This is a genomic window from Brevundimonas sp., from assembly GCF_051858995.1.
Classification (GTDB): Bacteria; Pseudomonadota; Alphaproteobacteria; order Caulobacterales; family Caulobacteraceae; genus Brevundimonas.
On record NZ_JBHYGN010000009.1, the window covers coordinates 130,317 to 156,208 of the forward strand.

Genomic DNA, 25,892 nt, shown 5'->3' on the forward strand with positions numbered 1-25,892 from the left:
TCAGGCGTCGCCCTATCGCACGCCGGAGCTTCCATGACCTTCCACGCCCGCCTCGCCGCCGCCGGATTGATGCTCGCCGCCCTCGGCGCCTGCTCGCCCGAGACCGAGAAGAAGGCCGAGGCCCCGGCGCCGTCGCCGGCGCCCGCGGTGGCGCTCGCCGCCGACACCTACGCCTTCCGCATCGGCCAACTGGAGGCCGTGGCGCTGCGGGACGGTTCGCTGGCCCTGCCCGCCGGGAATACGGGGGCCAGCCCGTGGGCGAACACGGCGGAGGTCTCGGCCCTGCTGCGCGCATCGGGCGTGACGGACGACACCATCCACCTGTCGATCCAGCCCCTGCTGATCAAGGACGGCGAGCGGGTGGTGCTGATCGACACCGGCGCGGGCGGCCAGATGGGCACCGAGGGCAAGCTGCAGGCTTCGCTCCGCACGGCGGGCGTGGTCCCCGCCCAAGTGACCGACATTCTGATCTCGCATGCTCACGGCGATCACGTCGGTGGGCTGGTCGCCAATGGCGCGCTGGTCTTCCCCAACGCCGTCATCCGGATGAGCATTCCGGAATGGACCGCAATGCAGGCCGACGCCGAACTGGCCGAACTGGTGCGCGTGATCACGCCGAAGGTGCAGGCCTTCGCGCCGGGATCGGTCGTGGCCCCCAGCATCACCGCCGTGTCGCTGGACGGCCATACCCCGGGGCATACAGGCTATGAGATCGCCGAGGGCGGGGGGCGGCTTCTCTATATCGGCGACGCCCTACACAGCTCGATCCTGTCGGTGCAGCGTCCTGACTGGCGCAACAACTGGGATGGGGACAGCGCCACGGCGATCGCCACCCGGCAGGGATTGCTGGAGCGCGGCGCGTCGCAGCGCCTGCTGATCTACGCCAACCACTTCCCCTTCCCGGGACTGGGCCGGATCGAGCGTCGCGACGACGGCTTCGTCTGGACGCCGGACCCCGCGCCCGCGTCCTGATTTTTGGGACCGCAGGTTGATTTTCGGTTGACCGCCTAAATCTGTGGTTGTTGTCGCATTGCATTGATTTGCAAGCAAAATTCATAACCTACTAACCGTGACCATTGGGGCGATGGTTAAGGGGTGGTTGGTTAGAGCAGGCGACCGATCTTCCCCCTGAGTTCGTCCCGCATGCGCGTACTGACCTGTCTGACACAGGAGCATAACCTGCTCCTTGTTCTGCTTGCCGCCATCATCTGTGTCGTGGGTTCGGTGGTTCTGAACCGCCTGTTCCAGAAGAACCGCCGCAGCGATCCGAAAGGCCGCCTGCCCTGGATGTTCCTGGGCGCCATGGCGGGCGGGGCGACGATCTGGTGCACCCATTTCGTGGCCATGCTGGCCTATCGCCCCGGCGTGGAGGTCGCTTATGCGCCCATGCTGACCGGCGCCTCCCTGCTGGTCGCCATGGCCAGCTGCGGCCTGGCCATCGGCATCGGCTCGATGCGCGGCCGGTACGCCGCCTTCGCGGGCGGGGCGGTGTTCGGCCTTGGCGTCACGGCCATGCACTACACCGGCATGGCGGCCTTCACCGCCGAGGCGGTGGTGATCTGGTCGCCCGCCTATGTCGTGGTCTCGGTGGTCGCGGCGGTGATCGGCGGCGCCGCGGCCTTCCAGATGGCGACGGACGACCGCCCGTGGCGACGGCCGCTGGTCGCGCCGCTGCTGCTGGTGCTGACCATCGTCTCGCTGCACTTCACGGGGATGGGCGCGCTGACGGTGATGCCTCTGGCCCCGAGCGCGGACGCCACCCTGCTGACCCAGGCGGAGATCATGCTGGCGGCGAGCGTCGCGGCCATCGGCTTCCTGCTGCTGGGGACGGCGGCGGCCAGCTATGCGCTGGAAGAACAGACCGAGCGCCAGTCGCGTGATCGACTGAGCTCGCTGATCGAGGGCAGCGTCGACGGCATGGTCGTGGTCGCGGCGGGCACGGTGCGACTGGCCAACCACGCCTTCAGTGAACTGTGCGGCGTGCAGGAAGGCGAGACCGTCGGCACGGTCATCGAGGAGTGGATCGAGGATGTCGGTTCGCTGCAGCCGGGCCTGCTGATCCAGAGCCGGGTCAAGGCCCGCGACGGGGCGCCGGTGCCGGTCGAGATCGCGGTGCGCGAAGAGATGGCTCCGGGCCAGACGGTGGTGCGCATCCTCGCCGTGCGCGACCTGCGCTCGCGCATCGCGCAGGAGCGCCGCATCGCCCATCTGGCGCGCAATGACAGCCTGACCGGGCTGGCGAACCGGACCTCCTTTATCGAGAAGCTGGATCGTCTGGCGGCCGGCGAGGGGGCTTTCGCCCTGCTGGCCATCGATCTGGATCGGTTCAAGGAGGTGAACGACCTGTACGGCCACGCCGTGGGCGACCGTCTGTTGATCCATATCGCTGAGCAGATGAAGGCGGCGACCCGCGAGGGTGAGTTCGTGGCCCGCCTGGGGGGCGACGAGTTCGTGGCCCTGATCCCGATCCGCGAGCGGATGGACGCCCACGCCGGCGCCGAGCGTCTGCGGCAGGCGATCCTGACACCGCTGCAGGCCGAGCATGTGGAACTGCAATGCGGCGCTTCAATCGGAATCGCGTTGTGGCCCGACGACGCGACCGAGACTTCGGTGCTGATCAATGACGCGGACCTGGCCATGTATAGGGCCAAGAGCGCGCTCACGACCGACATCTGCTTCTACGAAGGCGCGATGGATGAGGCGGTGCGTCAGCGTCGCCGGATCACGCTCGGCCTGCGCGATGCGCTGGAGCATGATCGGTTCGAATTGCACTACCAGCTTCAGGCCTCGGTCGAGACCGGCGCGGTCACGGGCTTCGAGGCCCTGCTGCGGTGGAAGCAGGCGGACGGCACCTATATTTCGCCGGCGGACTTCATTCCGCTGGCCGAGGAGACGGGGCTCATCCTGCCCATCGGCGAATGGGTGTTGCGTCGTGCCTGCGCCGAGGCGGCCGGCTGGGAGCAGCCGCACCGGGTCGCGGTGAATCTGTCGCCCGTTCAGCTATCTCACGTCGACCTGCCGCGACTGGTGCACCAGATCCTGATCGAGACCGGGCTGGCCCCGCACCGGCTGGAGCTGGAGATCACCGAGACGGCGATGATCTCGGACATGGAGCGCACGACCCATGTCCTGCGCCAGCTGAAGCTGCTGGGCGTGTCGGTGGCGATGGACGACTTCGGCACCGGCTATTCGTCGCTCTCGACCCTGCGCGCCTTCCCGTTCGACAAGATCAAGCTGGATCGCACCTTCATGTCCGAGCTGGACGGCGGACCGCAGTCCAAGGCCATCATTCGCGCCGTGCTGGCGCTGGGCGAAAGCCTGGACATCCCGGTCCTCGCCGAAGGGGTGGAGACCCAGGACCAGCTGAACTTCCTGCGCGAGCAGGGTTGTGACGAGGTGCAGGGCTATCTGCTGGGACGCCCGCGCCGGGAAGCCACGGCGCGGGTCGCCGAGGCCGAAGAGGCCAGCAAGGTCGCTTAGGGCGTCTGGCCCTAGGGCCGGTAGTTCGCGCCGTACTCCCAGTCGAACGGCACGCCGGTGTCGCCGAGGATGAAGCGGACGAGGGGGGCGAAGCCGTCCTCGGCGCGCACGTCATTGCCGAGAATGACCACACAGCGCTGTCCGCGCTCGAGGCAGACCATGGTGTTGCCGGTCGAGTCGTTATGGCCGCCCTTGAAGAAGCCCGGTCCCTGCGGACCCGTAAAGGTGACCACGCCCAGCCCGGCCTGAAGGTCGGGGCGGCGCTGAGCCGGGGGCAGTTCATCCTGGAAGGTCGGGAATTGGCTGGGGGTGGTGATCGGCAGTTGGGGCCGCAGCATCTCGGCGTGGGAGGCGGGGCTGAGGCCATCGCCGCGGACCAGGGCGGCGGCGAAGCGGCTCATGTCGGTGATGGTGGTGTCCATCGACCCGGCGACGCGGACCTTGGAGCGCTCGTCGTGGGGCTCGGGCGAGCCGTCCTCCTTCCAGCCGTCGGCCATGTTCTGTGCGAACTCGGGCCGCCAGATCAGGCTGGTGTTGGTCATGCCCAGAGGCGCGAAGACGTGGTCGCGGGTGCGGTCGCCCATGTTGATGCCGAGGGGCCCCTCCAGCATGTACTGCAGCATCGTCAGGCCCTCGCCGGAGTAGGCGAAGCGCGTGCCCGGATCGAAGTGGATGCGCAGCTTCTCTTCCGGCTCCAGCCAGTAGAAGTTCGCGAAGCCGGTGCTGTGGGTCAGGCTGTGGCGCGGGGTGATGGTCCGCCAGCGCGGGTCCTCGGCCAGATTGCGGTAGTCGGAATAGAAGTTGGCGAACTGCGGCGTGAAGGTCGACGGCAGGTCGGGCGCGATCTCGGCGATGGGGCGGTCCAGATTGACCACGCCCTCATCGACCAGCTGCATCACCGCATAGCCGAACACCGTCTTAGTCAGGGAGGCGCCGTACATGATGGTGTCGGTGGTCAGGGGATCGCCGGCCTCGTTGCGCTGGCCATAGGCCTTCACATGGACGGGGCGGCCCTGATCGATCACGGCGACGGCCACACCGCGCGCGCCGGTCTGCTGCATCAGGCGGGCGACGGCGGCGTCGACCTCCGGCCCGGTCGGCGTCGGGTGAGGAGTCTGGGCCGCGGCGGGCAGGGCGGCGGACAGGCCGAGGGCGGCGGCGAGGGCGGCAAGCAGGCGGGTCGTCATTCTGGGCTCCCCTTTTATAACTGACCTGAGCCGTAACACGGGTCGGCCCGGACGTTGACTTAAGCTTTCTCCATGGGCATAAGCGCCGCCTTCGCGCGCCTGACTCCGGTCGGGGGCGGGATTTATGACGGACGATGCGTGGACCGCCGTTGGGATCGTCTCTCCAGTTGGGGAGGGACCGGGCCGCATCAACATAGAGAGTGACTTATGTCCAAGCGCCACAGCGCCAAGTACAAGATCGACCGCGCCATGGGTGAAAACCTGTGGGGCCGCTCGAAGTCCCCGGTTAACAAGCGCTCGTACGGCCCCGGCCAGCACGGTCAGCGCCGCAAGTCGAAAGTCTCGGACTTCGGCCTGCAGCTGAAGGCCAAGCAGAAGCTGAAGGGCTACTACGGCAACATCACCGAGAAGCAGTTCGCCGCGACCTACGCCGAAGCGACCCGTCGCAAGGGCAACAGCTCGGAGAACCTGATCGGTCTGCTGGAATCGCGCCTGGACGCCATCGTCTACCGCGCCAAATTCGTCCCGACCGTCTGGGCCGCTCGCCAGTTCGTCAGCCACGGCCACGTGACCGTCGACGGCAAGAAGGTCGACATCGGTTCGTACCGCGTGAAGCCGGGCCAGGTGATCGAGGTCAAGGAAAAGTCGCGCAACATGGCTCTGGTGCTCGAAGCCCAGCAGTCGTCGGAACGTGACATCCCGGACTATCTGGAACTGGGTGACCGCGGCTTCTCGGTCCGTTACGTCCGCGTGCCGGAACTCGCTGACGTGCCGTACCCGGTGAAGATGGAACCGAACCTGGTCGTCGAATACTACTCGTCGTAATCCCTTCGGGATCACGACGATCTTCTTGGGCTACCGCGCTTCGCGCTACTTGAGCCTGGGAAGATTACAGAAGTTGAAGGGCTCTGGAGCAATCCGGGGCCCTTTTGCTTTGGATGACTGCCCGGAAGCGGTTCCTTTTCGGACCGAATAACGTCACAATACGCGCCGGTTCAGGATCCAGCCGAGGAGGCCGGGATGACATCGAAAATCACGCTCGCCGCCGTGCTGGCGCTCGCCTCGCTGACGGCCGCCTGCGGCACGGTTTCGTCGATGTGGTCGGGGGATCGCGCGGACGCTGATCTGCCGGGCAAGCTGGAGCCGATCCACGCCGCCGCCATCGGTCAGGATCAGGCCGTGTTCTGGGTCAGCTCGAACGGCTGCACCAGCAAGGCGGACCTGACGCCGGTCGTGCGTCGTCACCGCGACGCCTCGGTGATCACCCTGCGGCGGATCAAGGAGGACCGTTGTGACACGGTCCAGCCGCAGGGCGTCGAGATGCGCTGGTCGTTCGAGGAACTGGGCATCGCGCCCGGCGGCCGGGTGTCGGTCGAAAACCCCTATCAGGTCACGCCGTCCGCCTGACCTCCTGCGAGGGCTGAACCCGCCTCAGCCGTGGATGCGGTCGTAGGCGGGCCAGGTGGTCTGCGTCGCGCGCGCATATTGGTTCGGCAGGCTCTCGGGCTGGCCCAGCGCCGTTGCGGCGTGGTGCGGCCAGTTCGGATCGTCCAGAACCGCGCGGGCGATGCCGATGAAGTCCGCCTTGCCCCCGGCGATGATGGCCTCGGCCTGTTCGGGCTCGTAGATCATGCCGACGGCGATGACATTGGCCTCGGGGACCGCCGCCTTCACGGCCTCGGCGAAGGGAAGCTGGTAGCCCGGCTCGCCGCCCGGAATGTGGGCGCGGGCGACGTTGCCGCCGGTTGAGACGTGCAGATAGTCATAGCCCATGTCGTGCAGGGCGCGGGCGAAGGCCTGGACCTCCTCGAGCGCGATGCCGTCCTCGACCCAGTCCGAGCCGTTGAAGCGGGCGCCCAGGGCCTTGTCGCGGGGCCAGGCGTCCCGCATGGCCTGCGCGACCCGCAGCGGGAAACGCATGCGGTTCTCGGGCGAGCCGCCGTACTGATCGGTGCGATGGTTGGCGACGGGCGACAGGAACTCGCTGAGCAGATAGCCGTGGGCGGCGTGCAGCTCGACCAGATCGAACCCGGCGCGCAGGGCGCGACCGGCGGCGCTGACGAAGGCGTCGATGATGCGCTGCATGCCCGCCTCATCCAGCTCGACCGGGGTATGCCAGTCGTCGCGAAAGGGCAGGGCCGAGGGGGCGAAGGTGGTCCAGGCGCCCTCTTCCGGCGTTACGGAACGGTTGCCGATCCACGGCGGGGTGGTGGAGGCCTTGCGGCCCGCGTGGCCCAGCTGGATGCCGATGGGGGTGTCCGAATAGGTGCGGATGCCGCTGATCAAGGCGGCGAAGGCGGCTTCCTGATCATCATTCCACAGGCCGGTGTCGGCGGGGCTGATGCGGCCCGCGGCCTCGACCCCCGTGGCCTCGACGATCACCAGGCCCGCGCCGGAGACGGCGAGGCGGCCCAGATGCTGCACGTGCCAGGGCTGGGGCACGCCGTCGATGGCCGAATACTGGCACATGGGGGCGATGACGATGCGGTTGCGCAAGGTCAGGGGACCGACGGCGCGGGGGGTGAACAACTGGCTCATTGGGGGAGGCTCCGGGAGGATCGGAACGGTAGCTATGTCGGATGCCGATCCAGACAAGGGGCAGCCTTGCCGATTGTTCACGTGCCATTCAGGCCGCCGGACGGCACATTGTCCGCAAGCTTCACAAAAGAAGCGCTCTCATCGTCTGGAAGGGGATTCCAAAATGCGTCGTATCGCTCTCGTTCTCGCTCTCGCCATCGCCGCTCCGGTTCTCAGCGGCTGCATCATCATCGCCACCGACAAGCCGACCACCCGCGTGGTGCACAGCACCCCGGAAGCCGGTCAGTGATCCGCGCTCTGATCGTGGCGGCGCTGACCGCGCCGCTGCTGTCGGGCTGCGTCATCTATTCGAACGAGGGCGGTGAGCGCGACGTTGTGGTCAACTGGAGCGACCACGGCAAACCCGCGCTGGAAGCCGTGCGGTCGGCCCGGATCGCCGACGGTCGCCTGATCGTTCGGGTGGAGTCCAGCGGCTGCACGGACGCGACCCATTTCGCGGTCGATCTGACGCCGGTGGATGATGGGGTGACCAACATCGCCCTGCGCCGCAACGCCGAGGACCTGTGCAAGGCGCTGGTTCCCGAGGGGGTGGATGTCAGCTGGACGCTGAGCGAACTGGGCGTCGAGCCCGGCACGCCGACGCGGTTGCTGAACCCGACCAAGCTGTAAAAGACGAAGGGCCGGAACGCACAGCGCTCCGGCCCTTTCCTTGTCAGGCCTTCTGGAAGGCCGGAAGCATGTCCGCCGGTATGCGGTGGGGGCGCATGGTCTTCGAATCCACCAGAACCCATTCGGTCACGCCCTGGGCGCACAGGCGGCCCTCGGCGTCCTCGATGCGAACATAGCGATTGAAGCGCGGCCCCTGCGGATCTCCGACCCAGGTGCGGGCCTTCACGTCCACGGCGTCGGGCATCAGAGGGCGGAAATAGTCGATCTCGTGCCGGACTCCGACCCACGACCAGCGGGCGCGGGTGTCGTCGTCGAAACTGGCGTTCCAATGGGCCGTGCCCGCGTCCTGCAGCCAGCCGACGTAGACCACGTTGTTCACGTGGCCGTTCTCGTCGATGTGCTCGGGACGGACCTCCAGCGGAAGGACGAAGATCTCGCGGTCCTCGCGCGGCTCCAGCTGGGCGCGGGCCATCAGTCTTCCTGGCCCAGCGGCACGCCCTTGTCGACCAGCAGGGTCTGGAGCTCGCCCGCGTTGAACATCTCGCGCACGATGTCCGAACCGCCGACGAATTCGCCCTTCACATAGAGCTGCGGGATGGTGGGCCAGTCGGTGTAGGCCTTGATGCCTTCGCGCAGGGCTTCGTCCTGCAGGACATCGACGCCGACGAACGACGCGCCGACGTGGTCGAGGATCTGCACGGCCAGCGAGGAGAAGCCGCAACGCGGGGCGTCCGGGGTTCCCTTCATGAACAGCACCACGTCGTGCTGCGCGACAGTGTCGGCGATGAAGGCGTGGACGGGGTCGGCCCCGGTCTGGGCATGGGCTTGATCGGTCACAGCAGGAGGCCTTTCAGTGAAGGCCGTCAGCTAGGGACCGTCAGGCCACGGGTCAAGGGCGCCTGTCGCCGCGCCGGAACGGCGGAGATGGGCCGGCGTTAGCCCCGAGCCCCTGCCGGGCTGGAGAAACGCCCGATGAAGACGCCCGAGCCGCGCAAGGGGATGCCATCCCCCAAACTGACGAAGGCTGACTTCACCGAGCGCTATCTGAGCCAGTTCCGCGACCCGGCCTTCGCCCCCATGAGCGAGGCGCTGGACAGGATCGCGAGCGTCGCCTGGGAGGCCTATCGCGACGGCCGCAAGTCGCCGGTCACCCAGAAGGCGGGACCGGGCTATGCCGATCCGGAGTACGAACTGGCCGAGGACTGGATCAACGCCCGGGCCATGGTGGACGCGGCGCAGGCACGGTTCGAGGACGGGAAAGGGCCTTTGAGGGTCCTGCTGATCAACGGCTCATCGCGGTCGGAGCACACCTGCCCGGGTGAGATGTCCAAGAGCTTCCGGCTGGTCTCGTCAGCGCAGCGTGTACTGGAGAAGGCGGGGATCGACACCAGGGTGCTGGATCTGTCCCGGCTGGCCAGCGAGTACGGACGCGACATCCACCCCTGCAAGGCCTGCTTCTCGACGGCGGCGGCGCTCTGCCACTGGCCGTGCAGTTGCTACCCGAACTACTCGCTGGGGCAGGTTCACGACTGGATGAACGACATCTACCCGATGTGGGTGGAGGCGCATGGCGTGTTCATCGTCACGCCGGTGAACTGGTATCAGGTCTCCAGCCCGATGAAGCTGATGATGGACCGGCTGGTCTGCGCCGACGGCGGCAATCCCGATCCGACCCTGACGCAGGGCAAGGATGCGAAGCTGGCCAAGGCGGAAGAGTTGAAGGGCTGGGACTATCCCCGGCACCTGCAAGGCCGGGTCTTCTCCGTGGTAGTCCATGGCGACGTGGAGGGGGCGGAGAATGTGCGCCGGTCGGTCTCGGACTGGCTGAAGTTCATGAAGTTCACGCCCGCTGGGCCGGACGCGGAGATTGACCGCTACATCGGCTACTGGGAGCCCTACGCCACCAGCCATGAGGCGCTGGACAAGGACCGGGACATGCAGGCCGAGGTGCGGATCGCCGCCGAGCAACTGGCACGGGCGCTGAAGGCGCGCCGGGCGGGCGAACTGGTCACCACCTACGAAGGGCTGGAGAGCCCTCGTCAGAAATAGATCAGGCGGCGTTCGCCCCCGCGACCCGCGCCATTTCGATCTGGGCGGCCAGGCCGGGCGGCAGATCGCGGTCCGGAACCTGGGCCAGGGTGTTCAGGCGCTCGACGTCGGGGGCGTCGATCAGGATGCTGGCCACCGCCGGATCGGTGAGGGAGTAGGCCAGGCAGATGGCCTCAGCCGTCCAGGCGTTGGTCTGGTGGAGGAAGGCGAAGGCTCCGGGGGCGGCGGACGGCTCGGCCTTGGTCTTCCCGGCCGATTTGCCGAAGCCGAAGAAGCCCTTCTTCTCTTCCTGGACGGTCACCGTCTTCTTCATCGTGTCGAGGCTCTCGGGGAAGTAGCCGTAGACGAAGATGGCCATGTCGCGCTCGCGGGCGTCGCGCAGGCGCGAGCGGATCTGCCAAGGCGAGTTCACATGGTAGGGGGTGAACAGGACGTCGAAGGCGCCGGTGGAAACGTAGGTGTCCATCACTTCGCCGTCGCCGGAGATGCCCAGCAGGCGGATGCGCTGGGTGGCGCGCAGGGCTTTCAGCGCGTTCAGCGACGACTGGGGCAGTTCATGGTCTTCCGGCTGGTCCAGCACGGCCAGATCGAACCAGCCCAGACCCGAGGCGTGCAGGGCGCGGTCGATGGCGCTGGTCATGCCCTCGGCGGAGAAGTCGCGGTCCGAGCCGCGGCGGCCGTCGCCGGCGCCCAGCATCAGGGACACCTGAACCAGCTTGCGGTCGACGTGGCGCAGGGCCTCGCCCAGCACCTCGGCCAGCACGGGGTCGGCGGTGGTCAGGCGGTAGCTGTTGATACCCGCTTCGAGCGCCGAATAGATCAGTTCGCGCCCGGCCTCGGGGCCATTGGCGATGTCGTGCGCGCCGAGGCTGAGGGTGACGGCCGAGACCGCCTGGCCGACATTGCCGAAGGGACGGTAGCGCATGCTCAGCCCTCCGCCGGAACCGAGGTTTCGAGCGCCAGGGCGTGCAGTTCGCCGCCCATCTTGCCCTTCAGCGCCGCATAGACGAGCTGGTGCTGCTTCACCCGCGACAGGCCCGCGAAGGCGGACGAGACGATGCGGGCGCGATAGTGGTCGCCGTCGCCCGCCAGATCGTCGATAGCGATCTGGGCGTCGGGAAAGGCCTCGGTCAGGTGACCGCGAAGCTCTTCGACGGGCATGGGCATGGGCGGACGCACTCCGGAGTTCTGGCCGGAGAATGCCGCGTAAACCTTAATGGCTGGCTACGCTGCGTAGCGCTCGAGCAGCACCACCGCTTCGTTCTTGTAGGTGGTCTCGGCGTAGGGGGTGAAGCCCGCGCCCTTCGCCAGGGCGTGGGACGGGGCGTTGCCCGGGGCGATCATGCAGACGGTGCGCGGGGCGTTCAGGGCGTCATCGGCCCAGGCGAGCGCGGCGGACAGGGCCTCGAACGCCATGCCCTTGCCCTGGTACCGAGGGGCGACGCCCCAGCCGAGTTCCGGCGCGTCGAAAGGCGGGTCCATCAGGCGGCGGGCGTCGAAGATGCCGACGCCGCCGACATAGTCACCGGTGGCGGTCTCGCGGATCGCCCAGTTGCCGTGGCCCATGACCTCCCAATGGCCGATGTCGCGCAGCAGGCGGAACCAGACTTCTTCGCTGGACATGGCGGTCGGGAAGATGGCGGTGGCGAAGACAGGATCGCCCCATAGCGCCGTCAGGTCTGCGTAGTCCGAGACCTGCACAGGCGTCAGGGTCAGGCGTTCGGTGATCAGGGTGGTGGTCATGCGGTGAACAGGGCTCCCGCGCGCTCGATCCGGGTTTGCCCGGTGGCGTCGGTGACGGCGTAGGTGAAGCCCGGCTGCAGGGCGAAGGCGCCCGCGCGGCCCTGCTTGTCCAGCGCCAGCAGGGCGACCTGCGAAGCGGCGACCTTCGTTCCGCGCAGACGGGCGAGGCGTTCGATCACGCTGCGACAGGCGGCGGTCGGATCAAGGCCGTGGCGCATGGCCTCGACGACGGAATGGGCGCCGGCGACGCGGACGACATCCTCGCCCACGCCGGTGGCGGTGGCGCCGCCAACCGCGTCATCGACATAAAGGCCCGCGCCGATCAGAGGGCTGTCGCCCACCCGGCCACGCATCTTGAAGGCCATGCCCGAGGTGGTGCAGGCGCCCGCGATGCGATCGTCGGCGCCGATGGCGACGAGGCCGATGGTGTCGTGATTGCCCGGGCCGCCGGGCATGGAGCGCCAGTCAGTGTTCTCGCTGTTGATGCGCGGGGCGTATTCGGAGGTCTTCAGCCACTCGCGCCACGCCGCCTCGGCGCGGGGCGTCAGCAGGTTCTGGGTCGGGAAGCCCTGATCGACGGCGAAGGTGCGGGCGCCGGCTCCCACCAGCATGGTGTGGGGCGTCTTTTCCATAACCGCGCGGGCGACTGAGACGGCGTGGACCACGTCCTCCAGCGCGCAGACCGCGCCGATGTCGCCCGCCCAGGTCATGACGCAGGCGTCCAGCGTCACATGGCCGTCCCGGTCCGGCAGGCCGCCGAGGCCGACGGAAGAGTTGCCTTCATCCAGTTCCGCGACCTTGCCGCCCGCCTCGACCATGTCGAGCGCCGAGCCGCCCGCCTGACGCGCCGCCCAGCCCGCGGCGTTGGCGGCGGCGCCGAACTCCCAGGTCGAGACCATGACGGCGGGGGCGCCGGATTGGGCGACGGCGGAGCCGGCGAGGGCCGCAACCGGAGCGGCGGTGAGAAGGGTGCGGCGTGTGGTGCGCATCAGGAGGTCTTCGCGGTTTCGCCGATGAAGGGACAGGTCGGCGCAAGACAGTCGGGTGCGTAGGCCCGGCACGGCTGCTGTTCCATCCGCGTCTTCCGCAGGGCGGTCCCCGTGAAGTAGGTGCACTGCAGGTGCAGGTCTTCGATGGGCAGCCCGTGCGCGGTAGCGACAACATCGATCTTGTTGAAGACGGGGGCATTCCATTGCTCCGCCACGAGCACAGAGCTTTTCGTGGCGGCGAGGAAGATCGTCAGGGCGGCCCCGAAGGAGGCCACGCCTGACACGAAAACACCGAACCTTTTCAATCCCGTCACATCAACCCCAGCTGTTTGAAACTGGCGACCCCGTCTCTGCCGACCACCAGATGGTCGTGGACGGACAGGCCCAGCGCGCGGGCAGCTTCCACGACCTGACGCGTCATGTCGATGTCGGCGCGCGACGGGGTCGGATCGCCGGAGGGGTGGTTGTGCACGTTATGTTGCTAGCCTCGTTATGTTGCCGATCACAGGTTTCGAGCGGTTTTCCCCAGCCGCAGGCGAATGGGGGGTACATAACATCTGCAAACGGTTCAGCGTGACGGCTCCTTGTCGAAGGACAGGAGATACGCGTGCTGGAGGATCAGTACTCTTCACCGGTAGCCGATAGAATTCGCGGCCTTTGGCTCGGCCCGGCAATTGAGAAGTATGTCGATTGGCTCGCTGAGCGCCAGCACACGAGCGGGTCTATCCGCGTCTATGTCCAAACCGTCATCAAATTCGACACCTACGCGTCCCGGGCTGGGGCGATGTCCTGGGACGAGTTGCCGGACTTGGTCACGCCGTTTGTGGAGCATGGGCTAGGTCTTCCCTCCGCGAGGACCGTAAAATCGATCCCGGCAGCACGGTCGAACCTGCGGGCCCCTGTCGAGAGCATGCTGCAACTTGTCATTCCGGGATTTGAACGGCCATCCCGCACGAACGAGGACAATCCGTTTCCTACTACGGTGCCTGGCTTCTTCGACTACCTCCGCGAGGAGCGCGGCCTTCGACCAAACACCCTCCGAGTTTATAGGCATTATCTCCGGACGTTTGAGGCCTACATCCAGAACCGCGGTGTGGATCATCTGAGCCAACTGTCTCCAGAAGTCATCAGCGACTTTGTGACTGATAGAAGCCGAACACTTGGCTCACGCAGCATGTGGTCTGTCTGTCACACGATGAGGGGCTTGTTGCGCTACGCACTTCGCGAAGGGCACATCTCGTCCGATCTGGCGAGGGCGATTCCACGGGGACGAAACTACCGGCAAAAGTCGGTTCCCAGAGCCATCAGCTGGGAGGATGCGGGGCGCCTATTGGCGGTAGTAGATCGTGACTCTTTGGCCGGGTGCCGAGACTACGCGATGCTGCTTCTGCTCCTCACCTACGGACTGAGGGCGCGTGAAGTCGCCCATATGTCCCTGGACGACATAGATTGGCAGCGCAGCATCCTGAGGATCCCATCGCGCAAGGGCGGGCATTCGACCGTCTACCCCTTCGCCGAAGCGGTCGGCAGCGCCATCATCGATTACCTTCAAAGAGGGCGGCCAAAAGTGGATGGCCGGCAACTCTTCCGCCGGTGCAAGGCTCCGTTCAGCCACCTAGACCACTCATGCGTGTCCAGTCGCGCCAGTAAATATCTTAAGCGCGCGGGCATAACCGTGCCTCGCGCCGGCTCCCACACTCTGCGGCACACCTGCGTTCAGCGGTTGGTCGAAGCCGATATGCCCTTCAAGAACATTGGCGACTACGTAGGGCATTCATCGCCAGCCTCGACTCTCGTTTACGCCAAGGTCGCGCTTCACAAGCTGCGGCCACTGGTAATTGGGGAGGCCGAGGAAATGCTATGATCGCGAGGTGGAGCGGTTTCCGAAGCGTAATTGCTGATCAGGTTCTAAGGTACTTGGCTGCCAAGCGCGCCGTAGGGTGCAAATTTGTCAACGAGGACCGGGCTCTCCGACTTTTAGATAGCTATCTCATTAGATTCGGCGTCGAAACTATCGAGGACATTAATAACGATGTCTTGGAAAGATTCCTCGCCTCGCGGGGTCGAGATAATCCTCGAAGCTATAATGGGCTCTTGGGTCATGTACGGCGCTTTTTTGACTGGATGGTTGGTCAGCAAATCATACAGGCGTCGCCATTGCGACTTCGGGCCCGTCGCGAAACGGCTCGCAGATCGCCGGTTCTACTGACTTCGGAAGATATTCGCCTTCTGCTAGATGAGGCCTCCCAACTAGCCGATAATCCGCGTGCGCCATTGAGGGGGCCTACCTTCGAGACAATTTTCGCGCTGATTGCCGGTCTGGGGCTTCGCATTAGCGAAGCAGCCAATTTGAGGTGCATCGATGTGGACCTTGAAAAGGATGTTCTTGAAATCCGCGAGACTAAGTTCGGAAAAGACCGCCTGGTGCCGATCGGGCCGCGCCTACATGCCCGATTAGCCGGCTACCTTGAGCTACGCGCAGCTCGGGGCCTTCCCTCGGTCGGAGAAGCCCCTCTGTTTTCGTGGAAGGGTCAAACACCGGTCAGCACGAACACTATCAGGAATGTCTTTCGCGAGAAGCTTCTACCGCGGCTTCAAGTCGTAGCTGCGCCTGGAACCTTTGGGCCTTGTGTGCACGGGTTACGCCATGCCTTTGCTGTCAGGACCCTAACACGTTGGTATCGTCAAGGTGAGGACCCTGCTGCGAGGCTAAATCATCTTTCGACCATTTTGGGCCACGTTAATCCTAAGGCGACTGCTGTATATTTGACGATAACTGCCGACTTGCTTCAAGAATCGAGCCGTCGGTTCGAGTTTTGTGCTCCGACTGTCAGTGAGGGGTGAACAATGACGTCTACCATTGGTCCGCTTGTCTATAGCTTCTTTATCGATCATCTGCGCGAGCAGAAAGGATTGAGTGTAAGCTCAATCCGCAGCTATCGCGACACGCTTCGGCTCTTTCTCAACCACGTATCCGTCGTGGAAAAGTGTCCTGTCACCGCTTTGACGTTTGATCACATCAGGCCTGACGCAGTGTTTGGGTTCCTGCGGGCCCTTGAACACGAGCGCGGTAACTCGGTCTCAACTCGCAATCAAAGGTTGGCCGCGCTTCACACATTCTATGGCTACATTGCTCAGCGGGTGCCGGAAATGCTGGGTGCATGCGCCAAAGTGGCAGCTATTCCGAGGAAGCGAACGCCCCGTCCCGAAACGCGCTTCCTGACCCAAGACGAGGTTCAAGCGCTGTTCAATCAATTAAGCGATGGGCATCGACTGTCGCTTCGTGATCGTGCCTTAATGATGTTCTTGTATAACACGGGGGCTAGGGTAACGGAGGCGGCCAATCTCAAGGTTGGGCATCTTCGGCTGGATCGTCCCCCTCAAGTCCGCCTGCTGGGCAAGGGCGAAAAATGGCGAGCATGTCCGCTTTGGGATCGGACTGCGGATGTACTGCGCGAGTTGCTCGACCAACGCAAAGCAGACAATGCGGATGCACATGTGTTCGTCGGTGGCCGAAATCACCCCATGACAAGGTTTGGCATCTATAAGCGCGTTCTTAGGCTTACTAGTAGTTCTGGAACTGAGAGCGCCTCCTCCCCGAACCGGCGGATAACCCCGCATGTTTTCAGACACACAACGGCAGTTCACCTGCTCGAATCCGGCGTGGACGTGAACGTCATTCGTGGCTGGCTAGGTCATGTCAGCCTGGAAACCACAAACCGCTATGCGGAGATTACCCTCCGCATGAAGGCTGATGCGCTCAAGCTCTGCGAGCCGCCAAGCCTGATTGCGCCAACCGGGCGAAAGGCGAAATGGAAAGATGACGCTGCACTGATGGGCTGGCTTAGCGCCCTTTAGGCGACGCCTTGGAAAACAATACAAGTCAGCACCCTCTGCTAGGGGAGGCTGGCTCCGCTAAGCTTGGGCCAAAAAGGCCTTCGCCTTCTCCATCCGCACCTCCAACCAAGCGCTATAGCCCTTGAGGAGGTCATTGGTATCCGCCTCTCCCGCGATCAAAAGGTCGTGGATCAGGGTCTGGGCTCGCGGCAGCGTCAGAGGTCCCTCACAATCCTCCAACAACCGTTTGGCTAGATCGGTGTCTGCCGCGCGGCGATCGGCGTCCGTAAAAGCTGATCGGTGCTGGGCATGGAGCAGTCGCCAGGCAAAAGTGCGAAGCCGAGGATCGGCGAGTTGATTGATGATCGCGCGTCGACCTTCCTTCGAAGCTTCATGGAAATCGGCCATCAGGGCCTGATCATGATCGCTTGGAAAATGGTCATAGAGCTGCTGTTCGACGTGAGATGAGGGCGGGCGGTTCGCCCAGCGCATCGCATGTGCAGCCGCGACCCTCGCCCCGAAGCCGGGATTGGATTTCAACCAGGCGGCCCGCTCTTCCGCTTCGCCGATGTCTCCAAATCCCCATTCGGCCGGCGCATCCCAACTCATCGTGATCGCCGGCGCGGCGTTCACCCTTAAGCGGCGCACGGGACCGTCCGAGGGGGCCGCTAAGGCGGCTAACTCGGCATCGGCGAGCGCGGCAGCCTGGGCGGGATCTGCAGCCAAATCCCAGCAAAGTCGACCATTGGGATTGGCCTGTCCCTCTGGAGCCAGGAAGGACACCAGCCGGTGGGAGGCTTGGAAGCCGAAGAACTCGCTCAGGACGAATACGGGCTCGGAGGCCACCAAATCCGCAACCGCCGCCTTGTTGGCGGCGCGGATGAACCGGCTCCAAACCTCCGGTGCCGCGGCGGCGACTCGACGACACAGCGCCAAGGTCGTGGCGGCGTCAGAAGCTGCGTCGTGCGCCGGGCCCAGGGAGAAGCCGTTAGCGGCGGCCACGGCTTCCAGTCGGAAAGTCGTTCGGCCGTCCTCGTCCAACGGCAGGGTCAAGCAAGGCGCACTCTCCGCGCAGGCGGCCAAGGCGACATGCATGGCGTCGGCACGGCCGCAGCCCGGACTGGAGGTGAGATATGCGGGGAACAGGCTCTGGAAAAAGGCGTGCCTCAGCATCTCCTCGTCGAACCGGATCGAGTTGTAGCCGATGAAAATGGCCTTACCCCACTGGCTCAGGCGCCAACGAATCTCCCGCACCATCTCGTAGTGGGTGGGCAGGGTGGGGTCAGTCAGCCGCTCGATCGAGAGGCGATTGGCCGATAGGGCCTTCGGATGGGGGACGACATGAGGCTGTAACCGGCAGCGCAATTCAAAGCGGTCGAGCTCGTTCAGCTCGGCGTCCGTATGGATCGCGGCGAACTGGACGATCTGGTCGAATCCCTTGTTCAGCCCCGTCGTTTCGGTGTCATAGATGACGAAGCCCATGATCGACGCTCAGGCCAGAAGGCGGAAGCGAAGGGCCGAAGCGCTCACCCGGAACCGCCGCGCCAGGGCTTCGACCTTCTCATCATCCTCTAGGTCGAAACCGCCGGCATCCATCATCGTCTCGAGCAGGAACCGCGGCATGAGCAGCTCGGCGGCGAAGGCGTTGGCCTCGATCTCGCGCCAATCGACGCCTTCGGAGGTCAGCTGATCCCGCTTGAGAACCCGAAAGCCGCGATCCACATGCACCTCGGTCGTCAAGATGTCCGCGTGCAGCTCGTGGTGCCCGAATTCATGAGCAAGCGTGAAGCGTTGCCTGTTTGGATGATGAAGGGCGTTCACGCCGATCATCCCCACGCCGTCGCGGATGTAGGCCATCCCGGAAAGATCATCGGCCAAGGGTGCGTGCTGCAGCACGATGCCGCGTGCGCGGATGATCTTCTCGACGGGCACGGGCGCGGTTTTGACGCTTGCGTCCGATAGAACCCCGCGGGCTCGGGCGCGCGCCGCTTCGGTGTCCGCACGTCTCATTGGCGCGGACGGGCCACGGCCATCGCCGCCGCGATCATGCCCGAGATTTGGGCCTTGGCGGCGGGGCTCACGTCATCCGATAGCTCAAGCGCTTGGTCTTCCAGCGATAGTGCGGTCGCAGTGGGTAGGAGGTCTGTGACCGCCCGCAGTTTCAAGGCGGAGGCAACATCGCAAGCGTGGTGCAGCAGCACGCTTTGCCGACCGGCCTCAATGTTGGCGATGGAGGCGCGGGACAATCCCACGCGAGCCGCCAATTCAGCTTGTGTCATCCCCAGCTGTTGCCGCCGGAGGCTCATCGCCTCGCCGAACTGCCGATATCTTGGATCTGAGATCATGGCTGTTGTTTGGGTTGCGCCGCTACGGGTGTCAATGCGGCAAACCTGATGTTTGTAATGCAAACATACCTAAGTTTGTGTTGACGCCATTCGCGATTTCAGGAATCAATGGTCGCGCTCGGTCTCCCCGCGAGTCCCAGTTCGGATGCGAGCCTCTGGCGATGTCCGATTTCCCCCATCGGCCCGAACGAGGAAATTATGCCGAACAACAACAAGCCCGACCGCCCGGACCAGCCGGGCCGGCCCGACAACCCGGGCCGCCCCGATCATCCGCAGCATCCCGACGTCCCGCCGGGCCCGCCGAGCCACACGCCCGGCCGGCCGGATGGTCCGCCGGTTCCCAGCCACCCGCCCGCGCACCGACCGGTGGGCTGACATGGACGGCTCGATGCAGCGTGGGAGCGCGCTCGACTGGTGGCATCGCTATCCCGCGCTGCTCGAGACCGAACTCGACGCCTTCAAGGCTTATGGCGCGACCGCTTCTGTTAGTTGCCGGGAGAACGGTTTCCTGGTTCTCGAAGTGCGGTGGCCAACCCAGGCAGCCACCCTCGCCCTCAGGGTCGGATACTGTCCGACCCACCCCTATGGCCGACCGTCCGTGGCGACCTCGGATTTGGCCCTGTCCCGTCACCAGTGTCCCTTCAGCGGGACCTTGTGTCTCCTGACCCAGGAGTCCGGCCAATGGCGCCCCGGCGAAACGGCCGCCGCTCTGATCGCCTCGCAACTCCCGAGGGCGATCGAGGCCGCCGAGGCGCACGACGCGGGCGGCGACGCCCCTGCCATCGAGGAGAACGCGCCGGATCCTCTAACTACCTATTTCGACCATCTGTGCGATCGCGGCTCGATCGCCCTGTATGATGCGGACCTGAGGATTCCGCAGGGGGCCTCGGGACCGGTGACCTACACCGTGCGTCAGCGCCCGACCGGAGGCTTTGAGTTTATCCTGCGCACCGTCCGCCCCTCGAAGGGGCCTTGGTTCGCATCGGACTTCAAGCCGTGGGAAGACGCCGGCGCGCCCGCGCCCGTCATCGGCCGCTGGGTGCGAATGAAGCCAGAGGCGACGTCGGACCTCGCGCGTCTCGCGGCTCAGGCGGACGCCATCATCGCGCGCGATGAAGCCGGCGCCTTGGCGATGGGCCGGCGCCCAGCCAAGGCCCGGGCAGGATCCGAGCTGACCGTCATTCTGTTCGACGAGGAAGTCGAATACAGCCGTCTCGGGCCAGGGTGCCTTTTCCTCTTTCGATCCGCTCAGCGCCCGCCCCTCCTGGTGCGGGGGCGTCGCATCGCGTCTGATTTGCTGGCCCGGGCTCCCGTCTCGGCGGGCCTGAGGGACAAACGAGTCCTGCTTGTCGGTCTCGGCGCCATCGGCGGTTTCGTCGGCATGGAACTGGTGCGCGCGGGCCTCGGTCGCCTGGATGTTGTCGACGCGGACACTGTCGAGCCGGGCAACAGCGTCCGTTGGATCTTGGGCCGGGAATATTGGGGCCGGCCCAAGGTCGACGCTCTGGTCGACCACGCGGGGCGACACTATCCGCTCACCCAGGTGACGGGTTACCCCTTCAGGGTGGGCGGCGCGGTCAACTCGGCCGAGCGGGCCATCGAATGGGGAGGTCACCCGCTCGAGTGGCTGCGCGCCAGGGTGCTGGAGGCGGACGTCGTCCTCGACGCCACCGCCTCGGTCGAATGCCAGCTCTTCTTGGAGCGCTTCTGCCGGGAGCAGGGCAAGCCCTACATCCTGGGCCACGCCACCGAGGGGGCGGCGGGCGGAGTCGTCGCCCAGTTCGCTCCGGATCGGCCGGCGTGCCGCGTCTGCCTTGAGAACCATTGGCACGACGGGACGCTCCCCCAGCCGACCGTCGATCGCGCTGGGGTCCTGACGCCAGTCGGATGCAACCAGCCGACCTTCACCGGCGGAGCCTTCGATCTGCAGGAGGTTTCCATGGAGATAGTTCGAGCGGCGCTCGGCGTCCTCGTTCCGGACCTTTACCCGCGAGCGCAGCGGGGCCTGGCGGTAGCGGACCTCGCTGAAGCGGAGGGCGGGCGAGTCACGCCGCGTTGGACTATGCATGACTTGGCCCGGCATCCGCATTGCGGTTGCGGTGACCAGTGAGGCTCTGGGTTGCTCGCCCGGCGCTGGCCGTGCTCACTGGCTTGGCCGAGCAATACGCGCCCCTAGAAACGGGCGGCGTTCTGCTCGGCTGGCGCAAGGGCCCGGATCGCGTCGTCACGGCTATCGTCGGCCCGGGCCCGCGTGCGCTGCACGGGCGCCACATGTTCCTGCCGGACCATGTCTGGCAGATCGCCCAAATCGACGAAGCCTTTGCGAGGTCGAATGGTGATTTGGATTATCTGGGAGACTGGCACACGCATCCCGACGGAGCTGCCGCGCTCAGCGAACTGGACCGAAAGACGCTTCACAAGCTCGGCCGCAAGACCGCCGACTCAGTGATGGCGATCGCAGCCCCCGCCGAAGGAGTTGGTTGGACGCTCGCCGCCTGGCGGCAACCCAGAGGGCGCTGGCTGGACCGACCGGGGGCAGCGGCCTGCGAACTCGTTTACTTCAGTCCTGAGCCAGGATCGACCGACTGGCAGGATTTTATTTCCGGTACAGATGCTGAATCCCGCCCCGGCGCCGGCCGAAGGTCGCCGCTGGAGCCCGGATAGGTTTGTGGGCTGACTTCAGGCGAATCGCCCTGATAGGCCTATTGCCATGCTGGCCTTGGATCTTGCGAGTTGTCGCTAGTTCGCTAAACTGGCGGGATTGTTGTGGCTTGCGCGTGAGTCGCGCTGGAGCGATCCTTGTGCGTGCAATCGACCTCTATGCCGGTATCGGAGGATGGAGCCTCGGGCTGCGTCTGGCCGGCGTTGAGGTGGTGGCCTCCTACGAGTGGTGGCAGCCTGCGGTCGATACCCATAACGGCAATCACGGCGGGGTGCTGAAACCGACCGACGTCCGACAGTTGCGACTGGAAGACCTGCCGTTGAATATCGATCTGGTCGTTGGCAGTCCGCCCTGTACGGAGTTCTCCTATTCGAACCGGGGTGGGGGAGGCGACCTCGATGAGGGGCTCAAGGATCTCGTCCGGTTTCTCGAGGTCGTAGAGCATCTGAAGCCGAAGTTCTGGGCGCTTGAAAACGTTCCGCGGGTGGCCCAGGTGCTCGAGCGGGGGATGGCGGACGCCAAGCATCCGCTCTATCGCTTCCGCGACCTCGGCATGCAGATCGAGATCATCGACTTCTCGGATTACGGGACGCCTCAGTCGCGTCGGCGCTGCATCGCGGGCAATATTCCGTTCAGTCTGATCAAGGCCTACCGGCCGCGTCTGCCGCGGCGGACCTTGGGTGATGTCGTCAAGGCGATCGCCGCCAGCGGCGATGTCATCGATCCCGTCTGGGGGTGCGCCCTGCCCTCGGCGATGGTGACGGAACGGGAGACCGAAGGTCCTCTCAATTCGGAGGAGCTTCGCATGAACCGCGAGGCTAAGACCTATCATCCGGTCTACAATAATATGGCCTTCCCGGACGTGCTGGGTTTGCCGGCCCGGACCGTTACGGCCACCTGCACCCGGGTCTCGCGCGAGAGCATTGTAATCGGCGATGACGAAGCCGGCTTCCGCCGGCTGAGCATCCGGGAGCGCGCTTGCCTCCAAGGCTTCCCGATCACCTACCAATTCTATGCGCGCTCCTTCCCGGAGAAAGCGAAAATGGTCGGCAATGCCATTCCGCCGACCTTCACCTATCTGGTCGCTCAGGCGGCTCAGGACGTCTCGGCTGAAGACTTGATTCCCTACGCGCAGGCTGGTTTGGGCCTGCGTCGTCCTGAAACGGCGGCACCGGTGACGCCGCCGACCACGGAGGGCCGCATCTATCCGGCGGGCCGTAGTTTCAGGGCTGCCTTGCCGGGGTTGCGTTTTAAGAGTGGCATGAGGTTCGAGCTCGCTAACGGACGGGGGCGAAGACAGGACTGGCAGGTTCGCTTTTTCTTCGGCCCTTCGATCGATATTCGCGAGATCACCCTCGATGGCGATCTGCTCGGGGAGCTGCGCAGGTCGCCGCTGATACGGTCTCTGATGATGGCTCTAGGTGTCGAGTTCGCCAATGCCGGTCAGGTGCTTCAGACGACCACCCCGGATGATCTCCAGGCCGCATGGTCGCACCGCGCTGGCGGTCTTCGCCCCTATCAGGTCGCAGACCTCTTGGGGGAGCTAGCTGGCAAGGTTCACCAGCGGCTGCTCGCCGCCGCGACCGACGAGCAGCATGCGGTCATCGGCTATGTGATGGAGGCGGCGGCTGAGGGCGAGGAAGGTGACAGCATTCCGGGGTCCAAGAAGCTGACCACCCATGCCCTGCCCATTCTGAGCGGGCTACTGGTGGGCGCCTGGTTCAACACCTTGCCTTGGCATCGTCTCCAGAAGGCGGCCGCCTGATCAGGGGAGTGCCGGACCGAACAGGCTCTCGAAGGCTTGGAAGGGAACCTCGACGCTCTCCCAGCCGCCAGCGCCGGCGTCAGTCGGAATGTGGACGGCCATTTCCTCCATCCCGACGGTTGCCAGCCTTGGCGGCGCGCATGTCAAATCCCAGAGATGGAACAGATGAAGGGGACGATCGAGCGCGATCTCCCATTCATGCCGGGTGAGGTGAAGCGTTCCGCTCATCCCGCCCCGGCTGGCCTTGACCTCGATAGAGAGAAGGGCGCGGTTGTTCGCAGCCTCAACTGAAAGAACGTCGTAGCCGTCCTGATTGCTTTCGATCGCTACCCAGCGAGGCGGGGTTCCGGTGCGAGCTTCTTCGTGGGCTATCGTCAATCGCTCGCCTTCGCGTCCGATGGCGAGAAGATGATCCTTCTGAAGCCCCCGGGCGATGCCGGCGAGCCAATCCCAGAAGTCCACCACCTCGTCGTCCGGCGCGCCCGCCAGACCGGCTTCGACGAAGACCTGGCGAACACCGACAGGGCAGAAGTTCAAAACCCGGGAGCGGCCGTAGACGGCGTTCTGGAGCCAGTCGGGATTCTGGGTCTCGACGTAATGAAGCAAGATGCAACGCAGGGCCGCTTCATAACCCTCTGCGTCGTGGACCTTCAGGCCCGCCGCGGAGGTCTGCAATTGCCCCGCCTCATTGATGTCCAGCCAGTCCAGGGCCTCCGCCAACGACAGGGCGTCGCTCGAGGACATTCCGCCGATCTTGGGAAGGCCGGAAATCAGTTCAGGCGCAGACAGGGGGCGTCTTTGCAGCAGCTCAAGCAGGGCGATGCCCGCCTGGGCCAGGCCGGGCGACAGAAGGAGCGTCACTCGGGCCGACCCAAATCTGCGGCGATCGCCCGGATGTCGTCCAGCTGAAGTCCGGTGACATAGTCCTCCACGTCCGCGGTTCCGACTTGGACCGGGTCGATCGGGATGGGGTCCGGTGCCAGGGACGAGTCCGCTAGCGCCTTAGCCATCTCGCCGATCTTGAAGCCTAGCCGGTTGCGAACCGTCTCATCGACCGTGTCGATGCACTCCACAATCTCGATGACCGTCTCCTGCCCCTTCGGCAGGCCGAAGCGGTGAATCCGGTCTTCCGACTGAAGGTAGTGGGCGGCGTTGAAGGTGCGGTCCAGATAGATCGCATGGTGGCAGACGCGGTGCAGGCTGATGCCCTCGCTGGCGGCCGCCGGGTTGGCCACCATCACCCGGACGTTGTCGTCGTCATGGAAGGCCTTGATCTTTCCTTCCCGGGTATCGGCGTCATCCTCGTCCCCGGCGTCCACCCCGCCGTGAATATAGACCGCGCCCAGATCGGCTAGCCGGGAGGCCATATATTCGACGTTGCGGACAAAGGAAGACCAGATCAGCACCTTGTGGCCCTGGCGCGAAAGCTGACGTGCGCGTTTGAGCACGTACTCCAGCTTGGGGCCTTCGCCCTCGGCGAGCACGGCCGCCAGAAGGTCGTGGTGGGCAAAGCCGATCTGAGCAGCGAGGAGCGAGGGGTTGGAAACGAACTGGAGAAGGCGGGAGACGGAACGCCCAAGCGCCCGGAAGGTCTGCCGGCCTTGGGCGTCCAGCACGGCGGAGGCCTCGCGGGCGACCTCCAGACGCATCAGTTCGTACAGCTCCCGCTGGACAGGGGCCATCGGCAGGGGCACCAGATTGCGGGTGACCTCGGGAAGGTCGAGTTGCTTCTTGTTGGTCCGGACGTGGATCGGCCGCACCAAGTCGACCACCGTCTCCTCCTCGACGCGAACCTCCGGATAGAGGAACTGGAACTGCGGGATGAGATCGCCGATCGACTGGGGCATGGGCGTTCCGCTCATGATCAGTTTGCCGATCGGCAGGTGCGACAGTTCGATGACCGAGCGCCCACTGGCGCCGTTCACGCCCGATTTGATCCGATGGCTTTCGTCCAGAAAGACAAAGGTCCGGTGTTGGGCGAGGTGCTGGGTGATCAGGTCCTGGACCCTTGGCAGCTGCTGATAGGTCATCAGCATCAGCGGCGGGTCGGCCGCCAAGGCGGCGCGAATGCGGTCGCGGCCGCCGCGGAGGCGCACAAAGTTGCACGGCGTGTTGGGCAGACACTCTAGGATTTGTTCGTCCCAGGCCGCGAAGGCGTTCTTCGGTGCGATCACCAGGAGGCGGTCGCCCGGCTGGCCGCGAAGCGTGAAGAAGGCCAGCGCCTCGGTCGTCTTGCCTGCGCCCGGAACCGAAAAGGTCGCTGCCGCCGGCAGGGCGGCGAGGCGCGCCACATTGGGAGCCTGATGTTCGGACAGGCGCCGGCCGAACCCCGAGGCCTCAAGCGAGGCCTTCAGCTCATCCAGGGGCAGGGGCGGCGCGTCCGAGGCCGCCCAGTAGCTCGCGGCGGCGCGCTGCGACGATTGCAGAAGGGTTGTGGCCTCGGGGGTGATGACGAGGCCCGCCCCGAGCTTCAACCCGTTGGCGCGGAAGACCTGCAGGAACTGATCGCGGGCGCCGACGAACGCCCACCACGGCAGCGAAAAGCCCGCGACGCCTTCGAGCGTGGTGTCCGGACTCGCGTCGTAGGCGACACGGGTGAGCATCGCCGACCAAACGTTCGCGCCGTCC

Annotated in this window: 27 protein-coding genes and 1 pseudogene; 13 read left to right on the top strand and 15 right to left on the bottom strand. The window is 65.3% G+C overall.

The annotated features are described in order from the left end of the window. Nucleotides 1-33: 33 nt before the first annotated feature. Together ACTIEF_RS10250 and ACTIEF_RS10255 are read left to right on the top strand one after the other, a co-directional pair. Entirely contained in the window at nt 34-972 is a 939-nt protein-coding gene (locus tag ACTIEF_RS10250; protein WP_439472037.1) for an MBL fold metallo-hydrolase, read from the top strand. A gap of 171 nt (nt 973-1,143) precedes the next feature. Beyond that, a complete protein-coding gene (locus ACTIEF_RS10255; RefSeq protein WP_439472038.1) occupies nt 1,144-3,480 on the top strand; it encodes a bifunctional diguanylate cyclase/phosphodiesterase in 2,337 nt (778 codons plus the stop codon). An 11-nt stretch (nt 3,481-3,491) separates the two neighbouring features. Here ACTIEF_RS10255 and ACTIEF_RS10260 read toward each other — a convergent pair whose 3' ends face one another. After that, nucleotides 3,492-4,667 (bottom strand): serine hydrolase domain-containing protein, encoded by a 1,176-nt coding sequence (locus ACTIEF_RS10260; RefSeq protein ID WP_439472039.1) that lies wholly within the window; start codon nt 4,665-4,667, stop codon nt 3,492-3,494. Between the two features lie 207 nt (nt 4,668-4,874). Between ACTIEF_RS10260 and rpsD the strand changes: the two genes are divergently transcribed. Both rpsD and ACTIEF_RS10270 read left to right on the top strand, forming a co-directional pair. After that, nucleotides 4,875-5,492 carry a 30S ribosomal protein S4 gene (gene rpsD, locus ACTIEF_RS10265; protein ID WP_439472040.1) on the top strand — a complete coding sequence of 206 codons (618 nt, stop codon included), beginning with the start codon at nt 4,875-4,877 and terminating at the stop codon, nt 5,490-5,492. Between the two features lie 195 nt (nt 5,493-5,687). Then, nucleotides 5,688-6,074, top strand: a complete 387-nt coding sequence (locus ACTIEF_RS10270) for a hypothetical protein (protein ID WP_439472041.1) — start codon at nt 5,688-5,690, stop codon at nt 6,072-6,074. Nucleotides 6,075-6,098: 24 nt separating this feature from the next. Here ACTIEF_RS10270 and ACTIEF_RS10275 read toward each other — a convergent pair whose 3' ends face one another. Further along, complete coding sequence (locus tag ACTIEF_RS10275) at nt 6,099-7,205, bottom strand: NADH:flavin oxidoreductase/NADH oxidase (RefSeq protein ID WP_439472042.1); 1,107 nt, start codon at nt 7,203-7,205, stop codon at nt 6,099-6,101. Nucleotides 7,206-7,368: 163 nt separating this feature from the next. Here ACTIEF_RS10275 and ACTIEF_RS10280 point away from each other — a divergent pair, with 163 nt between their 5' ends. Both ACTIEF_RS10280 and ACTIEF_RS10285 read left to right on the top strand, forming a co-directional pair. Further along, on the top strand, nt 7,369-7,494 hold the full coding sequence (locus ACTIEF_RS10280; RefSeq protein WP_439472043.1) for a hypothetical protein: 126 nt from the start codon (nt 7,369-7,371) through the stop codon (nt 7,492-7,494). Then, nucleotides 7,491-7,874, top strand: coding sequence for a hypothetical protein (locus tag ACTIEF_RS10285; RefSeq protein WP_439472044.1), 384 nt, complete (start codon nt 7,491-7,493; stop codon nt 7,872-7,874). Before ACTIEF_RS10280 ends, ACTIEF_RS10285 begins: the two co-directional genes overlap by 4 nt. Nucleotides 7,875-7,917: 43 nt before the next feature. Here ACTIEF_RS10285 and ACTIEF_RS10290 read toward each other — a convergent pair whose 3' ends face one another. Next, nucleotides 7,918-8,346, bottom strand: coding sequence for an acyl-CoA thioesterase (locus tag ACTIEF_RS10290; protein WP_439472045.1), 429 nt, complete (start codon nt 8,344-8,346; stop codon nt 7,918-7,920). After that, the gene (grxD, locus tag ACTIEF_RS10295; RefSeq protein WP_439472046.1) at nt 8,346-8,711 is read right to left on the bottom strand and encodes a Grx4 family monothiol glutaredoxin; all 366 of its coding nucleotides are present in this window, start codon (nt 8,709-8,711) and stop codon (nt 8,346-8,348) included. Before grxD ends, ACTIEF_RS10290 begins: the two co-directional genes overlap by 1 nt. A 135-nt stretch (nt 8,712-8,846) precedes the next feature. Here grxD and ACTIEF_RS10300 point away from each other — a divergent pair, with 135 nt between their 5' ends. After that, nucleotides 8,847-9,923, top strand: coding sequence for a flavodoxin family protein (locus ACTIEF_RS10300; protein ID WP_439472047.1), 1,077 nt, complete (start codon nt 8,847-8,849; stop codon nt 9,921-9,923). A 1-nt stretch (nt 9,924) separates the two neighbouring features. Here the strand turns inward: ACTIEF_RS10300 and ACTIEF_RS10305 are convergent, their stop codons facing one another. The 6 genes and pseudogenes from ACTIEF_RS10305 to ACTIEF_RS10330 form a co-directional block, all read right to left on the bottom strand. Then, nucleotides 9,925-10,848: an oxidoreductase gene (locus tag ACTIEF_RS10305; RefSeq protein ID WP_439472048.1), complete on the bottom strand. Its 924-nt coding sequence runs from the start codon at nt 10,846-10,848 to the stop codon at nt 9,925-9,927. 2 nt (nt 10,849-10,850) lie between these two features. After that, complete coding sequence (locus tag ACTIEF_RS10310) at nt 10,851-11,090, bottom strand: BolA family protein (protein ID WP_439472049.1); 240 nt, start codon at nt 11,088-11,090, stop codon at nt 10,851-10,853. A gap of 57 nt (nt 11,091-11,147) precedes the next feature. Next, nucleotides 11,148-11,666, bottom strand: coding sequence for a GNAT family N-acetyltransferase (locus ACTIEF_RS10315; protein ID WP_439472050.1), 519 nt, complete (start codon nt 11,664-11,666; stop codon nt 11,148-11,150). Beyond that, the gene (locus ACTIEF_RS10320) at nt 11,663-12,655 is read right to left on the bottom strand and encodes a N(4)-(beta-N-acetylglucosaminyl)-L-asparaginase (protein WP_439472051.1); all 993 of its coding nucleotides are present in this window, start codon (nt 12,653-12,655) and stop codon (nt 11,663-11,665) included. Before ACTIEF_RS10320 ends, ACTIEF_RS10315 begins: the two co-directional genes overlap by 4 nt. Next, nucleotides 12,655-12,969, bottom strand: a complete 315-nt coding sequence (locus tag ACTIEF_RS10325) for a hypothetical protein (RefSeq protein WP_439472052.1) — start codon at nt 12,967-12,969, stop codon at nt 12,655-12,657. The genes ACTIEF_RS10320 and ACTIEF_RS10325 overlap by 1 nt, the downstream gene beginning before the upstream one ends. Next, a pseudogene (locus ACTIEF_RS10330) lies at nt 12,966-13,127 on the bottom strand (JAB domain-containing protein); the annotation flags it as partial. The gene ACTIEF_RS10325 and the pseudogene ACTIEF_RS10330, both read right to left, overlap by 4 nt. Nucleotides 13,128-13,262: 135 nt before the next feature. On the opposite strand from ACTIEF_RS10330, the gene ACTIEF_RS10335 reads away from it, so the two are divergent. The 3 genes from ACTIEF_RS10335 to ACTIEF_RS10345 all read left to right on the top strand — a co-directional run bounded on the left by ACTIEF_RS10335 (nt 13,263) and on the right by ACTIEF_RS10345 (nt 16,513). Continuing rightward, a complete protein-coding gene (locus ACTIEF_RS10335) occupies nt 13,263-14,519 on the top strand; it encodes a tyrosine-type recombinase/integrase (protein ID WP_439472053.1) in 1,257 nt (418 codons plus the stop codon). A 260-nt stretch (nt 14,520-14,779) separates the two neighbouring features. After that, nucleotides 14,780-15,499, top strand: coding sequence for a tyrosine-type recombinase/integrase (locus ACTIEF_RS10340; protein WP_439472206.1), 720 nt, complete (start codon nt 14,780-14,782; stop codon nt 15,497-15,499). 3 nt (nt 15,500-15,502) lie between these two features. After that, complete coding sequence (locus ACTIEF_RS10345; protein WP_439472054.1) at nt 15,503-16,513, top strand: tyrosine-type recombinase/integrase; 1,011 nt, start codon at nt 15,503-15,505, stop codon at nt 16,511-16,513. Nucleotides 16,514-16,570: 57 nt separating this feature from the next. Here the strand turns inward: ACTIEF_RS10345 and ACTIEF_RS10350 are convergent, their stop codons facing one another. The 3 genes from ACTIEF_RS10350 to ACTIEF_RS10360 all read right to left on the bottom strand — a co-directional run bounded on the left by ACTIEF_RS10350 (nt 16,571) and on the right by ACTIEF_RS10360 (nt 18,837). Further along, entirely contained in the window at nt 16,571-17,974 is a 1,404-nt protein-coding gene (locus tag ACTIEF_RS10350; RefSeq protein ID WP_439472055.1) for an exonuclease domain-containing protein, read from the bottom strand. A gap of 9 nt (nt 17,975-17,983) precedes the next feature. After that, on the bottom strand, nt 17,984-18,424 hold the full coding sequence (locus tag ACTIEF_RS10355) for an ImmA/IrrE family metallo-endopeptidase (RefSeq protein ID WP_439472056.1): 441 nt from the start codon (nt 18,422-18,424) through the stop codon (nt 17,984-17,986). Nucleotides 18,425-18,498: 74 nt separating this feature from the next. Then, nucleotides 18,499-18,837 (bottom strand): helix-turn-helix transcriptional regulator, encoded by a 339-nt coding sequence (locus tag ACTIEF_RS10360; protein WP_439472057.1) that lies wholly within the window; start codon nt 18,835-18,837, stop codon nt 18,499-18,501. Nucleotides 18,838-19,213: 376 nt separating this feature from the next. On the opposite strand from ACTIEF_RS10360, the gene ACTIEF_RS10365 reads away from it, so the two are divergent. From ACTIEF_RS10365 to ACTIEF_RS10375, 3 genes are all read left to right on the top strand, one after another. Continuing rightward, on the top strand, nt 19,214-20,947 hold the full coding sequence (locus tag ACTIEF_RS10365) for a HesA/MoeB/ThiF family protein (RefSeq protein WP_439472058.1): 1,734 nt from the start codon (nt 19,214-19,216) through the stop codon (nt 20,945-20,947). 29 nt (nt 20,948-20,976) lie between these two features. Then, nucleotides 20,977-21,501, top strand: coding sequence for a Mov34/MPN/PAD-1 family protein (locus ACTIEF_RS10370; protein WP_439472059.1), 525 nt, complete (start codon nt 20,977-20,979; stop codon nt 21,499-21,501). Between the two features lie 137 nt (nt 21,502-21,638). Further along, entirely contained in the window at nt 21,639-23,264 is a 1,626-nt protein-coding gene (locus ACTIEF_RS10375; RefSeq protein ID WP_439472060.1) for a DNA cytosine methyltransferase, read from the top strand. Here ACTIEF_RS10375 and ACTIEF_RS10380 read toward each other — a convergent pair whose 3' ends face one another. Together ACTIEF_RS10380 and ACTIEF_RS10385 are read right to left on the bottom strand one after the other, a co-directional pair. Then, nucleotides 23,265-24,125, bottom strand: a complete 861-nt coding sequence (locus ACTIEF_RS10380) for a DUF3883 domain-containing protein (RefSeq protein WP_439472061.1) — start codon at nt 24,123-24,125, stop codon at nt 23,265-23,267. Next, nucleotides 24,122-25,867: a DEAD/DEAH box helicase gene (locus ACTIEF_RS10385; protein WP_439472062.1), complete on the bottom strand. Its 1,746-nt coding sequence runs from the start codon at nt 25,865-25,867 to the stop codon at nt 24,122-24,124. Before ACTIEF_RS10385 ends, ACTIEF_RS10380 begins: the two co-directional genes overlap by 4 nt. Nucleotides 25,868-25,892 lie beyond the last annotated feature (25 nt).